The sequence below is a fragment of the Streptococcus oralis genome (genome assembly GCF_001579175.1).
Lineage (GTDB): Bacteria > Bacillota > Bacilli > Lactobacillales > Streptococcaceae > Streptococcus > Streptococcus oralis_O.
Map to the genome: position 1 here is coordinate 604,387 of NZ_KQ970759.1, position 15,383 is coordinate 619,769.

At 37.2% G+C, this 15,383-nt stretch carries 13 protein-coding genes and 2 pseudogenes; 6 read left to right on the forward strand and 9 right to left on the reverse strand.

Features of this window, described 5'->3' with window-relative positions; genetic code table 11:
- Both SORDD24_RS03035 and SORDD24_RS03040 read right to left on the reverse strand, forming a co-directional pair.
- On the reverse strand, positions 1 to 713 hold a 713-nt coding region (locus tag SORDD24_RS03035), incomplete at its 3' end, for a YebC/PmpR family DNA-binding transcriptional regulator (RefSeq protein ID WP_061407305.1).
- 96 nt (positions 714 to 809) lie between these two features.
- Complete coding sequence (locus SORDD24_RS03040) at positions 810 to 2,180, reverse strand: MATE family efflux transporter (protein WP_061407309.1); 1,371 nt, start codon at positions 2,178 to 2,180, stop codon at positions 810 to 812.
- A gap of 109 nt (positions 2,181 to 2,289) precedes the next feature.
- On the opposite strand from SORDD24_RS03040, the gene SORDD24_RS03045 reads away from it, so the two are divergent.
- Positions 2,290 to 2,844, forward strand: coding sequence for a GNAT family N-acetyltransferase (locus SORDD24_RS03045; protein ID WP_061407312.1), 555 nt, complete (start codon positions 2,290 to 2,292; stop codon positions 2,842 to 2,844).
- A 174-nt stretch (positions 2,845 to 3,018) separates the two neighbouring features.
- Here the strand turns inward: SORDD24_RS03045 and SORDD24_RS03050 are convergent, their stop codons facing one another.
- From SORDD24_RS03050 to SORDD24_RS03075, 7 genes and pseudogenes are all read right to left on the reverse strand, one after another.
- The gene (locus SORDD24_RS03050) at positions 3,019 to 3,708 is read right to left on the reverse strand and encodes an aspartate/glutamate racemase family protein (RefSeq protein ID WP_007520719.1); all 690 of its coding nucleotides are present in this window, start codon (positions 3,706 to 3,708) and stop codon (positions 3,019 to 3,021) included.
- A 461-nt stretch (positions 3,709 to 4,169) separates the two neighbouring features.
- The gene (locus SORDD24_RS03055) at positions 4,170 to 4,577 is read right to left on the reverse strand and encodes a hypothetical protein (protein ID WP_061407315.1); all 408 of its coding nucleotides are present in this window, start codon (positions 4,575 to 4,577) and stop codon (positions 4,170 to 4,172) included.
- A gap of 126 nt (positions 4,578 to 4,703) precedes the next feature.
- Positions 4,704 to 4,922: an NAD(P)H-dependent oxidoreductase gene (locus SORDD24_RS11615; protein WP_308248920.1), complete on the reverse strand. Its 219-nt coding sequence runs from the start codon at positions 4,920 to 4,922 to the stop codon at positions 4,704 to 4,706.
- Positions 4,923 to 5,633: 711 nt separating this feature from the next.
- Positions 5,634 to 7,976, reverse strand: coding sequence for an ABC transporter ATP-binding protein/permease (locus tag SORDD24_RS03060; protein ID WP_061407318.1), 2,343 nt, complete (start codon positions 7,974 to 7,976; stop codon positions 5,634 to 5,636).
- A gap of 85 nt (positions 7,977 to 8,061) precedes the next feature.
- Positions 8,062 to 8,628 carry an NAD(P)H-dependent oxidoreductase gene (locus tag SORDD24_RS03065; protein WP_061407322.1) on the reverse strand — a complete coding sequence of 189 codons (567 nt, stop codon included), beginning with the start codon at positions 8,626 to 8,628 and terminating at the stop codon, positions 8,062 to 8,064.
- Positions 8,625 to 9,221, reverse strand: a complete 597-nt coding sequence (locus SORDD24_RS03070) for a TetR/AcrR family transcriptional regulator (protein ID WP_061407325.1) — start codon at positions 9,219 to 9,221, stop codon at positions 8,625 to 8,627. Before SORDD24_RS03070 ends, SORDD24_RS03065 begins: the two co-directional genes overlap by 4 nt.
- A gap of 195 nt (positions 9,222 to 9,416) precedes the next feature.
- Positions 9,417 to 10,190, reverse strand: a pseudogene (locus SORDD24_RS03075) (MATE family efflux transporter); the annotation flags it as partial.
- A 128-nt stretch (positions 10,191 to 10,318) separates the two neighbouring features.
- Between SORDD24_RS03075 and SORDD24_RS03080 the strand changes: the two are divergent.
- The 5 genes and pseudogenes from SORDD24_RS03080 to SORDD24_RS10770 all read left to right on the forward strand — a co-directional run bounded on the left by SORDD24_RS03080 (position 10,319) and on the right by SORDD24_RS10770 (position 15,364).
- Entirely contained in the window at positions 10,319 to 11,689 is a 1,371-nt protein-coding gene (locus tag SORDD24_RS03080) for an aminotransferase-like domain-containing protein (protein WP_061407328.1), read from the forward strand.
- Between the two features lie 181 nt (positions 11,690 to 11,870).
- The gene (locus SORDD24_RS03085; RefSeq protein ID WP_231082670.1) at positions 11,871 to 12,266 is read left to right on the forward strand and encodes a helix-turn-helix domain-containing protein; all 396 of its coding nucleotides are present in this window, start codon (positions 11,871 to 11,873) and stop codon (positions 12,264 to 12,266) included.
- Between the two features lie 15 nt (positions 12,267 to 12,281).
- Positions 12,282 to 12,947, forward strand: a complete 666-nt coding sequence (locus SORDD24_RS03090; protein ID WP_061407331.1) for a CPBP family intramembrane glutamic endopeptidase — start codon at positions 12,282 to 12,284, stop codon at positions 12,945 to 12,947.
- 77 nt (positions 12,948 to 13,024) lie between these two features.
- On the forward strand, positions 13,025 to 13,630 hold the full coding sequence (locus tag SORDD24_RS03095) for a DUF998 domain-containing protein (protein WP_049514087.1): 606 nt from the start codon (positions 13,025 to 13,027) through the stop codon (positions 13,628 to 13,630).
- A 427-nt stretch (positions 13,631 to 14,057) separates the two neighbouring features.
- Positions 14,058 to 15,364, forward strand: a pseudogene (locus SORDD24_RS10770) (ISL3 family transposase).
- Positions 15,365 to 15,383: the final 19 nt, after the last annotated feature.

Here is a 15,383-nt window from a genome sequence, read left to right on the forward strand (position 1 = left end):
AATCCATCTACATTGGTATAGATCTTTTGTACATCTTCGTCGTCTTCAAGGACGCTGTAAAGTTTTTCAAAGGTTTCAAGGTCATCGCCTGACAATTCCACTTCTGACTGAGGAATCATCTCAAGTTCTGTCACTTGGAATTCTTCAATGCCTGACTCACGAAGGGCAACGATAGCCTTGTGAAGGTCAGTTGGAGCTGTGTAAACAGTGATTGTTCCATCTTCTGCTTCGACATCATCCACATCCACATCAGCTTCAAGCAAGAGTTCAAAGATAGCATCCGCATCTTCACCAGCAAATACGATCACACCCTTGTTGTCAAAGAGGTAAGAAACTGAACCAGAAGCACCCATGTTTCCACCGTTCTTACCAAAGGCTGCACGGACATTGGCCGCGGTACGGTTGACGTTTGACGTCAAGGTGTCAACGATCAGCATAGAACCATTTGGTCCAAATCCTTCGTAACGTCCTTCTGTAAAGGTTTCATCTGTGTTTCCTTTTGCTTTATCAATCGCTTTATCGATAACGTGTTTTGGCACTTGCGCTTGTTTAGCACGATCGATAACGAATTTCAAGGCAGTGTTTGATTCTGGATCTGGTTCCCCTTTTTTAGCTGCTACATAGATTTCTACACCAAATTTTGCATATACTTTAGAGTTAGCTCCATCTTTAGCCGTTTTCTTGGCTACGATATTGGCCCATTTACGTCCCATTAGGAATCTCCTTTTTTCACATTTTAATCTTTCTTATTATAACACAAGTCTAGCTGATTTTCACTAGAGGAAATGGATTTTCTTTTGCAAAGCAAGCTAGGATTTCCCTCCGACTGCCACGATTTTCTTGCCTTCTTTTATCCAAGGGTGTCGGGAAAGGGAGAAGTAAAGTTGGACAGTCATCACAACCCAGAGTAGCGGTTCACAGAGAATAACACCTGTATAGCCTGTCCATGGAATAATCCAAGCTACGAAAATAATTTTCCCAAACAACTCGATAAAACTAGATACGAGGGGCAAAAGTTTTTGGCCTAGTCCCTGCAAGCTATTTCTATAAATCAATAAAAGACTTAAAAATGGATAAAATACAGAACTGATACGTAAGTACAAGGTCCCGTTTTCTACCAAGTAGCTGTCTGTCGAACTTGCTAGGAAAGAAACTAGGCTAGGACTGGCAAAAAATAGGAAAATACAGGCAAGGGCTGCCCAAGACATACTCAAATAGCTCCCTAAACGAAGGCCTTGGACAATACGTTCGGGACGTTTTGCACCAAAGTTTTGAGAGATAAAAGTCGTCATCGATGCTGAAATAGCCGTCATTGGTAATAAGGCAAAGGCCATGATTCGCCGTGCTGCCGTTTGAGCACTGATAATGACTGCACCAAAACTATTGACAGAGGATTGCAAAATGACACTCCCTATAGAGACGATTGACCCCATCAGACCCATGGCTAGTCCCTGCTCCAAGAGATCCACATAGAGAGCCTTATTCCATTTGAAATGTTTGAGACCCGGAAGAAGCTCTGGAACACTCCTACGAATATAAAAATAACAGAGGATTGCTGACAAACCCTGCGAGATAATGGTTGCAAGACCCGCAGACTGAACTCCCAGATGCAGTTGCGTAATAAAATATAAATCCAAGATTACATTAACGATAGCTGAGAAGATAAGAAAAGCAAGAGCCGCAAGGCTATCGCCAATCGAGCGCAGTAAGCCTGCAAAAAGATTGTAAGCAAAACTAACCCCTACACAGGTAACAATCATGGAGATGTACTCATAGGATTGAGGAAGGATTTCTACAGGTGTCTCTAAATATTGCAAGAGTGGATAAAGACCGAAGAAGCCTATCAGCATGACAAGAGCACTCAGGATGGCACCCAGAATCCAAGTTGCTGCAACAGCTTCTTTAATCTTAGCAAAATTACGAGCACCGTAAAGACGAGCGATGACAACTCCCATCCCATTTCCAACTCCGAGGGCAAAACCGATAATCAGATCAAAGATAGCCGTCGTTGCTCCTACTGCTGCTAGGGATTCTTGTCCAAGGAACCGCCCTACAATCAAGACGTCAGCTGTATTATATAGTTGTTGAAAGATATTGGACAACAGAATTGGAAGGGCAAAGCTCAAAAGTGAGGGAAGAATGGGGCCATGAATCAGGTCCACTGTTCGTTTTTTATTCATAAAGATATTATATCAGCTTTCCAGAGGACCGACAAGATTCTTTAACGAATCCTAAAATCAATTGCTTACAGAGACACAATTTGCTATAATCAAGAAAAGGAGGTCATTTATGAGTTTGACCAGTCAATTAATAACCGATGTGTTTCCAGATCTTGATAAAGTTGAAAATCTAAATAATGAAGCTTTCCCCGAGGAGGAACGAGTCCCTCTTTCCGAGTTTTTGCGCTATCAGGACCGAGATGACGCCCACTTTTTTGCTTTTTATAACGAAGAAGAATTTGTTGGCTTTGCTTTTGCCATCTCCAACCAAAAGGCCTTCTATATTAGCTTTTTTGCCATCATGCCTCACTTAAGAAGTCACGGGTATGGGAAGGAAATTATCGACAAACTAACTGATTTTTACCAGCGGACCATGTTGCTTGAAGTGGAGCGATTGGATGAAGAATGCGATAACTTAGAACAAAGAAAAGCTCGTATGAGCTTCTATCAACAAAATGGCTTTAAAACAGCTAACGCTTTTCTAGAGTATGATGGCTTGAGTTTTGAAATTCTCTACCGCGGTGACCATTTCGACGAGGAAGCCTATCGCGATATCTTCCAAAAATTACAAGATGAACATTATTTCGACTTTCATATCAAATACAGACGCTTTAGTGATCATTAGTTGTTTCAAGGAAGAGAAGTCTAATGAACTTTCTCACAATAAAACGCATAATATCAGGGTTATGAATACCTGATATTATGCGTTTTTATGATGGCTCTATAATATTTGTAGTGGGTAAATCCCCCAATAATTGACTCATAGTCTTAAGAACTTAAGCTAAATACAACCATTCTTTCACTCAATCCCCATCTTCGCTGCTTTCTCTGCATGGATAACTGTTGTGTCATAAAGAGGAAGAGCTATATCAGATTGCTTTACTAGAAGACCAATCTCTGTACAGCCTAGGATAACGGCTTCTGCACCAGCATTTTTTAAATCGTCTATAACGGTAAGATATGTCTGTTTTGAACTTTCTCTGATATCTCCCAGACAGAGTTCATCATAGATAATCCGATTGACGTCCGCAATGCCTGCTTGGTCTGGAATCAGCACTTCTAGCCCAGATTCTAGTAATTTCTCCTTGTAAAAGTCTTGGGTCATGGTGTACTTAGTCCCCAAGAGTCCAACCTTTCGAATACCATCATCTACCAGGGCTTGAGCAGTTGCTTGCGCAATGTGCAAAATTGGAATTGCAATTTTCTTCTGAATCTGCGGCGCAACCTTGTGCATGGTATTGGTACAGATGACGATAAAGTCCGCACCCGCCTGCTCTAAGCGCTGGGCAATGTCCGCCAGCACCTGCGCACTCTTGTCCCAGTCTCCAACAGCCTGATAATGCTCAATCTCTGCAAAATCCACACTGTAAAGCAGGATTTTAGCAGAATGCAGACCGCCTAGTTCCCTTTTGATAGTTTCGTTGATAATTTGGTAGTAAGAAGTGGTGCTTTCCCAACTCATACCCCCGATTAAACCGATTGTTTTCATCGTCTAATTAAACTCCTCCTTGTTAATGATTGCCAATGAATTGTACAATATGCTACTGTGAGATCTGTTTCCGACGGCAATCGCAAACAACACTTCCGTGATAGTCGTCTCTTTACATCCTTCCACAAAGGGATCACTAATAATTTAGTTCATAACAGTCTTAATTTATATGACTAAATCCAGATTTTTAGCTTATCACTCTATCATCAAATTTTGGCTAATTTATGTAGTTTATATTCATAGTGATAGGTGGAATAAGTTAACAAAAAACCTGTTGTATTATACCGTAAGAAAAAATGTGGTAGTTATTCAAACGGGCTGTCCTCATTATACTACTAAAATCCCTTACTTACAATATATTATTCCCAACCTAAAATATCTGATTGCCAAATTCTCAACTTGTTCATTCTATTCTTTAAACAAAACTAGGAGAACTGAGCATACTGCTCTGCAAGTTTGCCTTATTTTGAAATATCATAAAGATTATGGCGGCGAAAAACTACTAAATAAAGTAAGAAAATAATCCATAAAATTGGAAGCCCCCAATTCACCAGAGAAAGACCAGCTGTAAACGGCATAGTCTTAAACAGAATAAATAAGATAAGGAGTAAAACAACTAACACAATGAAAGAGGGGGCGTTTCCAACTGTAACAGAGACATTGTCATTTTCTTTGATATCTAGAAGTAATGTCTGACTTGTAAATCCCAGAATGTCTTTAATATAAAGAGAATGTTTTCCTGCCGATAGTTCAATTTGCTTATCTACAATTGCAGTAACTTTGCCTTGATTGACATCGTCCACTATCAGATAAAGCAAGCCTCTGTCATTGACAAAACTTAATTTTCTATGAAGTTGCAAAACAGCCATAATAAATACCTCCTAACGACCAATATTATATATGTTTTAAAAATTGAATATAGGCAGATGCGCTTCTCTCAATTTCTTACTTTGTTGAAACCGGGTGTCCTCTCTGAACTATAAAAAGCAAAGAGATCACGATAATTTCAGCGACAATAAAAATTTAAATAAAATCTTAAAAGGAACTAATCCCTGCTCAAGAGTATAATAATATTTCCCATCAGGTTGATAATCCTTTTCCTGAATCCCAGCAGATACTGCTAATGCTATTTTTCTCCTCTGTAATTTATCTCCTCCATTTTTACCATAAGACCAACCATAAATTAATACATTATCTATCCACTTTTTAGCAATGACGGACTAGAAAAATTAAATATAGAAAATTGAAAAACTAAGTTTTGATGAGATTCAACTAATTACTATTCTCTTTTTTTATTTATAGTACCTTCTGGGCATTCTTTATATAATTCATGAAATTGTATATTCTTCTAGATATTTCCCCAATTCCTCAATCCAACGTTTATTAATGGTTGAATGTTCCATATCTGAGTGTGTCACTATGATTAATGTTTTCATCTATATTTTTCTCCCTATTTATTAGGTACTGAATTATCAAACTAGGTGCACAAATTCCTCATAGATACTTCATAAGATATTATTCAATTTAGACATTTCTGAGCTCTATGATTTAGTTTTTCTTCCTATTTTTTTGAATTAAGAAATCATCAATCTTTATCCGGTGTTGTGATTTCATTTGTCAATTACTTCACCATCAGAGTCATTAGCAGTTATAATTATCCTACTTTAACAGCTAGTTGATTTGAGGAAATGAAAATAGCAAATCTGTTAGTGCGGCAAGACAATTTCTATCATTTTAACCAATATTCTCTATTCCCTATTTCAAATACTTATCGGTTTTTTATTGGTTTTTACGAATGGTCTGAGAAATTAGTGAAGTAGGATAATTTTACTTACTACAGAAATTATGAAACTATTTTTAGATACTCCTTAGGACTCTATCTCAGATTCCCCAAAGGAATAGAATTTCCCGATTCATGCATTGCTCTATTCGGTTCGAAGAGCTTCAACAGGATTCTTGCGAGCGGCAATCTTGGAAGGAATATAGCCGGCAAAGAATGTCAAAATAATGCTAAGAGCCACTAATACAGCTGCATTCTCAGGAGAGAGGTTAGCTGTGAAACCTTTGATATTCAACGAATCAGCTACCAATTGGTTAATGGGAATAGTCAGAAGTGTTGCGATTCCGATACCTAATACCCCAGAGCTCAAACCTAACAGCCCTGCTTCAGCATTAAAAATGCGCGAAATATCTTTCTTACGACTTCCCAGAGCTCGCAAAATTCCGATTTCTTTCGTTCTCTCTACAACAGAAACATAGATTAAAATTCCAATCATAATGGAAGAAACTAACAGTGAGATGCCTGAAAAGGCAGTTAGAATAAAGGTTACAGAACCAATAATATCAGTAAAAGCCTCTGATACTGTTTTTGCCATATCCGTATAGGAGACAGAATAGCGTTCATAATCATTGCTGTTTTTGCCATATTTTTTGGCTACATCTTCATTAAATGTGTGTATAGTTTGCAGGATCTTCTTTCGATCTTCAAAAGACTTGGCATAAAAACTTAAACTTGTTGGTGTGTTATCACCTCCTAGTTGTTGCATCATTGTTTGGTAGCTTTCTTCTGACAGAACCTCGCCACTGATGTCCAAGACACTACGGGTCTGGCTTTTTTCCTGTGCTTGAACAATAGCTGAACTTTTTTCTACCTCCAATAATTGATTGAGAAAAGTTTGACTATAGCCAATCGTTCCATTAAATGGGGTTGTGGTGGCATCCTTTAGCTGCATGATTTCTGTTATTCTCAGAGTTTGCCCTTCTTGATAAAGGCTGTCTGTCACTTCATTAGGAATAAAGCGCTCTCCAATTTGTCGGAAATATTGGTCATTTGTAAGAACATGGATTTCTTTACCAAGAAGTTCCTCTACCTTTACTTTATTTTTTCCCTTATAACCTAACATAGCAAGTTGTTGTTCGCTTAAACTACCATCTGAATCTAAAAATAGAATAGCTTGATTACCAGTTGGATACTTAAATATCTTATCTTCGCTAGCAACTAATCGGTACTTATCCGTAATGGTGGTTTCATCTGTTGGAAGAACTGCAAAGTTGGTAGTAGTTGCCATCAAAGTTCGTACCACATTATTTTGAATCTGATGGATCTGACCATCTGTATCCTTGACAAAAGCCTTAAGAGTATAACCAGTATTGAAATTTAGACTTTTGTAGTAAGATTTAGCATGCTTTTTCATATATGAGATGAAATCGCCGTCTTTTCCCCCTAGAGCATCTTCAGTGTAACGATTCTGATGTGTTTTCCCTTGCTCAGCTACCTTGATTTCTTTGATTGGTTCTTCAGTTTTTTCTGCTAATCGATCGGATAAGGTTCGAATTCCTCCTGAGTCTGCTGCTGATATAGTTATGGGCATAGTGGAAAGGGTGTCTTCCTGCATACTTTTAATATAGCCATTCATCCCAGATGAAATCGCTAAAACAGAAGCAATACCTATAATTCCAATACTTGCTGCAAAAATCGTTAAAATACTCCGAACTTTCTTAGTCAGTAAATTTTTAAAACTAGAGCTAATTGCCCGAGCAAAAGACATAGAAGTTTTGCCCAGCTTGTAACCCTTATTGGAATCAATTTGAGGATTTGGGGCTGTATCTTCGATAATCTTTCCATCTGATAATCGGACAATTCGACTACTACAGTTTTCTGCCAACTCAGGATTATGAGTCACCATGATAACCAACTTACCCTGACTGATTTTCTTAATCAATTCCATAATTTGTATACTAGTGCTACTGTCTAGTGCGCCAGTAGGTTCATCAGCTAAAATAATTTTAGGATTGGTTACCAAGGCCCGAGCAATAGCCACTCGCTGCATCTGACCACCAGATAATTGATTGGGTTTCTTGTGAATATGCTGCTCCAGTCCAACATCTTTCAGAGCTACAACAGCTCTTTCCTGACTTTCTTTATTGGATAAACCTGAGATAGATAGAGCTATTTTAACATTTTCTAATACTGACAAATGGCTGATGAGCTGGTAATTTTGAAAGATGAAACCAATGGTCCCATTACGATAACTATCCCAATCTTTATCTTTGAAAGATTTCGTAGAAGTGCCATCTACAATCATATCTCCTTCATCATAACTATCTAAACCACCAATAATATTGAGGAGAGTTGTTTTGCCGCTGCCACTAGCGCCTAGGATAGAGACAAATTCATGTTCACCAAAACGGATGGATACATCATTCAGTACTCGGTTTTCTTCCTCACCACTATTGTAAATCTTTGTAATATGCTTTAATTCTAACATCAGCATCTCCTCTCTTCTTGCTCTCTACCTGACATACAGTCAAAATTCCAAGAAAAGTCTGTTTTTATAATTTTATTGACATTTATCAAATGCAGCTGGCGATCTGAGCTATGTCTTCCAAAAATTGTTGGCGTTTATCATCGGAAATCTTTTCGACACCTGCTAATTGAGTCAATTTAACCGGTGCAACAGCACAAGTTTTTAAAATTTGATTTTTCAGGACTTTACCATAGTCCTGAGCAAAAGGTGTTACAAAAGAAGGTGTGTTATGAGTCGTGATAATCCAAGCAGATTTTCCTTGTAAATGTCCTTCAAGACCGACTTTTTTATAAGAATAAGCAAAACCTGCTACAAAGACACGGTCAATGAACCCTTTGAGTATGGCAGGCATGCCACTCCACCAAAGAGGGAAAATAAAGATTAGATGATCTGCCCAAGTAACCAAATCACGGTATTCCTCCATTTCAACAACTTTGTCTAAGTCACGCCGTTTATGACTTTCATCAAATCGTAATATCGGGTCAAATTGCTCATTGTATAAATCTAAGGTTTTAACAGAATGTTTGCTCGAAATGTTAGCTTGAACCTGCTTGAGAATCGCTCCGTTAAAACTTTGATGGGTTGGGTGAGTATAGATGATTAAAATATTCATGATCGTTCTCCTTTGATATAAATATCAAGCATATGCTCAATAGTAGTTTGAATCGCTTTGTTATCAAAATCATAACCAATGGGACTGTTCGCCAGAACGGCAAGACCTGAAATGAAACTCCAAAAGTGAAACAATGTTTCAGCTTCACTATTGGTGAACTGTTCCTCTTTACGGAGCTTCAAAACAATACGCTTAAATTCTTCAAAACCTGGTAAATCTGAATCCAGCGAAATAGTATCCTGTGTGACCTTCATATATTTGAAAGGAAATTTAACAAAGAGAGCTTCAAAGAAATATGGATACTGTTTGGCAAAGGTGATGAAGTTAAATCCCATTTTAGCCAATTGATGACGAGCAGAAGCTTCCAAATCAATTTCCTGTTGCATTTCTTGATTGAGAAAAGTAGAGAGGCGTTTTAAAACCACTTTTAAATAATTTTCTTTGCTTTCAAAATGGCGATAAGGAGTTCCGTGGGTCACACCACAAGATTTAGCAATAGTTCTCAGCGAAAGTTGATCAATGCCATGTTTTTTGATCTCTTCCACTCCTGTCTGAATAAGTCTTTCTTTCAATTCTGCTGTGTTGCGTTTCATATCTCTCCTCCAAAAGTATACATCGTCTACATTTTTAGTATACACTGTCTACATTGTTTTGTCAATTCTAAGAGTATAATAAAATCCCTTTTCATTGTAAAAAGAATAAAAAGGGATTAGAGATAGAAAAGCCAGCATAGTTTATGCTTATTCATTCTACAGAGAGTTTGCTCTTCTTAAAATATATCTATAATAAAACAGTCGCATCAGAAAGCCAAAACTAATGAAAACCTGCTGCAGCATAGCAGGAAGCCCAATAGATAACGATGAACGCAATTCTTTGCTGCTCCATTTTAAATCGGATAAATGAGGAAATAAGTCTGGATATTTTTGCTTCATGTACAATAAACAGACAAAGAAAGAAAAGTACTGAGCGATGACAGTAGCACCGGCGGCACCAGCAACACCACAATGAAAGCCAGCAATAAAAACTACATCTAAAAATGCATTCAGACAAACCGAACTAATTAAAATATAAGTTGGTGTCTTAGAATCTCCAATCCCTCTCAAACAATTCGCTAAAGTATTGTATGCAAAAAGCGGCACCAAGCCTAAAAAGATAATTTTTAAATAAACATCCGCATCAGCTAATAAAGATTGAGGTACATTTAATTGTCTTAGAAATATGCTCGAATAGAAAATCCCCAAAATTGTTAAAATAAAAGCTAGAATACTCGTGAAAATCAAGTTCGTATCAAGAATATCTTTCATCTTTTGGAAACGTTTTGCTCCATAAAGCTGGGAGATAAGTACACTGGCTCCAATGGAGATTCCTGTTGAAAGGGCAACTGTTAAGGCTACTACTTGAGCACTAGCACCAACAGCTGCCAATCCTTTTGTCCCCACAAGATTTCCGACAATGGCAGTGTCTGTCACATTATATAATTGCTCAAATAAATTTCCTAAGAGGATGGGAACAGAAAAATAGAGTATAGTTTTTAATTCATTTCCTTTAGTTAAGTCCGTCATTTATTTTCTCCTTTTAATCTGCTATAATAAGATTAAAACCATACAATTCGTACAATATCATTATAAATAAAAAATTGGCTCTTATTATCCAAAAAATTGTCGGCAAGATAATTTTATAAGGAGAGAATATGTCTGTTAATTCATTTGAACATTATCCCATGACGTGGAAACCTAATAAGAAACTGTTAAAAGCCCCTCTGTACCTTACACTGGCAGAGTTGCTAGAGCAAGATATTGTCAGCGGCCGGCTGGCAGCTGAAACCAAATTGCCGCCACAGCGTGAGTTAGCAGACTTTTTAGATATTAATCTCAGCACTATTACACGAGCTTTTAAACTATGCGAACAAAAAGGAATCATTTATGCTGTTATTGGTAAGGGAACGTTTGTGTCGCCAAATAAAGCAACTCCTTTAGGGGCGCTTGAAAAGAATCAGTCACTAATTCCACTCGGTAATCTGAGACCTTACTATCAACTGAACACTATTGCATCAGATACCGTTAGGCGATTGCTGCAGAGCCCTTCTATTGATAGACTCTTTCGCTTTGATACGGTTAATGATACCGACTGGCACACAAGAATTGCCCAGTATTGGCTGAAAAATTTTTCTCTCAGTACTTCTCAAGAGAATATCTTTCTAACCTCCGGCACTCAAAACGCACTTGTTTTGCTTTTTTTAACGGTATTTCAGGCTGGTGATAAGATTGCCACAGATACCTTTACCTATACCAATTTCATCTCCCTAGCCCGTCAGTTTCGGATTGAATTGATTCCCATCATATCTGATACTAAAGGCATTCTTCCTGAAGATTTGGAGAAAAAGTGCCAACAGCATCAGATTAAGGGAATTTATCTAGTGCCGACAAACAATAATCCAACTGGTGCTACCTTAACCGCACAGCGCCGAAAAACTTTAGCTGATATCATCATAAAACATCAGCTTTTGTTAATTGAAGATGATACCTATGCCTTTATCAATAAGCAACAGCTGCCTCCATTAGCCAGCCTGATTCCTGACTGTACCTTTTATATCCATGGGCTTTCAAAAGCGTTGTTTCCTGGCTTGCGGATCGCCTATATGGTCGTGCCTGACCGATTTATCAAAAAGATTTCACTTACAGCTAACAATATCAATACTCATATCTCTTTGTTAAATGCTGAAATTACCAGTGAACTCATTTCAAGTGGACAAGCCCAAGAAATTATCCAGCAAAAAAACCGATTGTCAGAAGAACGCAATCGTCTTTACCGTCAGTTCTTCCCTGAAGTTACTTCTGAGAATCCTTTTGCTTTATTTCAATGGCTGCCATTACCAAAGAAATGGAAAGGATATGAAGTTGAAACTCTTGCCCGGCAGCATGGTGTAGAAATTCTTTGTGCAGAACGGTTTTTTGTCGGCGGTATCATAGAGCAGTCAGCCTTACGAGTATCCATCTGTTCGCCAGAAAATATGGAAGAATTAGAAAGAGGACTAAATATCCTTACGAATTTATTAAGATGATAAGAAGTACGAATTATATTAAAAATGATATTCTTTTACTCTTAAGAGAAAATTGAGAAAAAATAACATAAAACGGATTAATCGGTTAAAAGTTGTACAATAGGGCCTGTCAAAGAATTTTGACTTAGCTCCCCCCTAAATGTTAAAGAATTTAACCTAGACCAAAAAGGAGAAAAACGATATGATGATGATGAAAAGAGAAATGCTTGGAAAGCAGTTAAGAAAAAGCAGAGAAGTATTTGGCTACAGTCAGATTCAAGTAGCTAATTTGCTTGGTGTCTCCCGGCAAACAGTTTCTAACTGGGAAAATGACAAAACGATTCCAGATGGCATCAGTCTAATACAGTTAGCAGATATTTATCATATTTCTCTAGATGAATTATGCGGTCGGACAGTTTTGCTAAAATCGACATCTCATTCGGTTAGTAAGGTGGAAATCGGGCAAATGCTTGGCTTAGTTGGTGTATTCCTATGCTGCTCGCTCGTTAGTCTGACAAATATCCTATTTTTTAGTTTCCTTTTTCTCTGCTTCTTAATCTTTTTCATCTATTCTCATTTTCAAAAATACAATCATTAATATTGGAGGTCAGAAATGACGAAAGAGACAAGAGGATTAGCCTTAATTGCGGGTATTTATTTTCTTCTTTTTGTAATTCCGCATTTTATACATTTTTCATATGGAAATCAGTCACTTAGGATGATTATCCCGCTGCTGGCTTATATTTTCCTAGCTTTATTTGGACTCTATGTGTTGCGTTATCGGTTAAAGGAAAATTTGTCGTGGATAAAACAGCATAAGCTGAAAAGTTTGGGGATTACACTGCTTGTTTTTTTAGCGATGACCCTCTTTACGATAGCAGGCAGTTTTTTAGCTCAGTTAGGCTATTCATTTTTTAACATTGACCAGGCAAACTTAACTAACGATACCAATATTGGATCGGCAATGAATTTGTTTCCTGTACCTCTGCTAATCTTGGTTTTAGGTATCTTAGGACCTTTTGTTGAAGAAATTATCTATCGTTATATTTTGCTAAATTTTTTTAAAAAATATTGCTCTGTGGGAGTGGCGATTTTTTTATCCAGTCTTTGTTTTGCCATGATTCATGTCAATCATTTTACAGCCAATGAATTGTTAGGCGTTTTACCTCATTTTATGTCAGGTCTTGTCTTTGCTTATACTTATCACAAAACAGATAATCTCCTTTTTTCATCTGCTGTGCATATCTTCAATAATAGCAGTATATTTTTGCTGATATAAAGGCGAAGACTATACTAAACCGAGGTTGTTTAATCTGCTTTGAATTCTATATTTATTAAGGAAGAAGGTTCTTTTATATGTTGACCAGCTGTTTTAGTTTTTTAGTCATTCTTTGTATTTTAGTCTATTTCTATTTAATGTTAGACTTGCATTTAAAAAATAAGGGCATCTACAGTCCTATCAGACATGCTGTCAGTGACTATGGGGTAGGGGAGTATAAATATCTTTTTAACTGGGCAGGAATTGTCAGTACATTCCGTAATATTTTCTTGATAGGTGCTCTTATCTGTTGGAACTATGAGGCTGCCTTTAAAGAAAAAGCTATTTGGTTATTAGTACTGGCTTTGGTTGGCTATTTCGGAGTCATGGTTTTTCCAACAGATATTGAGGGAAGCCACAAAACAATCAGTGGTCGCCTGCACTTGCTATTTGCTATTTTACAGTTTACCGTCTTGGCCATTTTTCTTTTTCAATTGACCGATGTAATGAGTGCATTAGTGCCTTCATTAGCTGTTTTCTTCTTGGCAATAGAATGGCTGATAAAGATTGGTTTATATGGATTGGTCGCCGCACTTATTTTACCTTTTTTAAAACCCTTCTTTGGGTTATTAGAACGCATTTTTCTGTACGCAAGCAATATTTATATCCTGATTTTTTGTATAATACTATTTCAACAAAAATAGATTATGGATTTTATTATAGCCGTTTAGTGTATTCTTTATTATATATGAGGTTCTTAATAAAGAACTGCTTGACTTATACGATAAGATAGTAAAGCGAAAAGGGCGGAAGTTGCTTACTACAATTGAGATACTTTTACAACTAACTATAAGTGTGGTTACTAATTGAGATACAGATCATTTATTAGAAAGAGAAAACTATGCTGAATGAACAAGATACTTGTGTTCCGACGGGTATTTCTCCAAAAGAGACAGGCTTTGGTTATACTATGTCAGTAATTGGCAGGAAATATAAACGGCAATTCTACATATTTTACTAGAAAATCTTATGAGTTTTTATTTGTGCACTTATATTGTATATTCAAGGTAGAAAAAAGTCCCATATGACCTATAATGAAAAGCGACTAAACAACTCATTAGAAAGAATCTTATGAAATCATTACATTTTGTCACAAACCTACTCGATATTAAAGACCCTAATATCCAAATTCTAGACATCATCAATAAGGATACTCACAAGAAAATCATCGCTAAACTGGACTACGACGCCCCATCTTGTCCTGATTGCGGAACCCAAATGAAGAAATATGACTTTCAAAAATCGTCTAAAATTCCTTACCTTGAAACAACTGGTATGCTTACCAAAATTCTCCTTAGAAAACGCCGTTTCAAGTGCTATCATTGTTCGAAAATGATAGTCTCTGAGACTTCCCTCGCCAAGAAAGATCATCAAATCCCTCGTATGATCAATCAAAAGATTGCTCAAAAGTTGATTGAAAAGACTTCTATGACCGATATTGCTCATCAGCTGTCTATTTCAACTTCAACTGTTATTCGCAAGCTTAATGACTTCCGTTTTAAGCATGATTTTTCTCGTCTTCCAGAGATTATGTCTTGAAATGAGTATACCTTCACTAAGGAAAGGATGAGTTTCATTGCGCAAGATTTTGAAAAGCTCGACATCATCACTGTCCTTGAAGGTAGGACACAAACTATCATCCGAAATCACTTTCTTCGCTACGAGCAAGCTGTTCGCTGTCAGGTGAAAATCATTACGATGGATATGTTTAGTCCCTACTATGACTTAGCTAAACAGCTTCGCTTTCGAATTTCTAAGCTCAGGCTGAAACAGTCTCCTAGACCGTTTCACTCCCAAACGCTAAAATCGTTCTAGATCGTTTTCACATTGTCCAACATCTTAGCCGTGCTATGAGTCGTGTGCGTGTCCAAATCATGAATCAGTTTGAGCGAAAATCTCATGAATATAAGGCTATCAAACGTTACTGGAAACTCATTCAACAGGATAGCCGTAAACTCAGCGATAAACGATTTTATCGCCCTACTTTTCGTATGCACTTGACGAATAAAGAAATTCTAGACAAGCTTTTGGGCTATTCAGAAGACTTGAAACACCACTATAATCTCTATCAGCTCTTGCTTTTTCACTTTCAGAATAAGGAACCCGAGAAATTTTTCGGACTCATTGAGGACAATCTAAAGCAGATCCATCCTCTTTTTCAGACTGTCTTTAAAATCTTTCTCAAGGACAAGGAGAAAATCGTCAATGCCCTTCAGCTACCTTATTCCAACGCAAAATTGGAAGCGACTAATAATCTCATTAAACTCATCAAACGAAACGCTTTTGGCTTTCGGAACTTTGACAACTTTAAAACTAGAATTCTCATCGCTCTCAACATCAAAAAAGAAAGGACGAAATTCGTCCTTTCTCGATCTTAACTGATTTCAACCCACTACA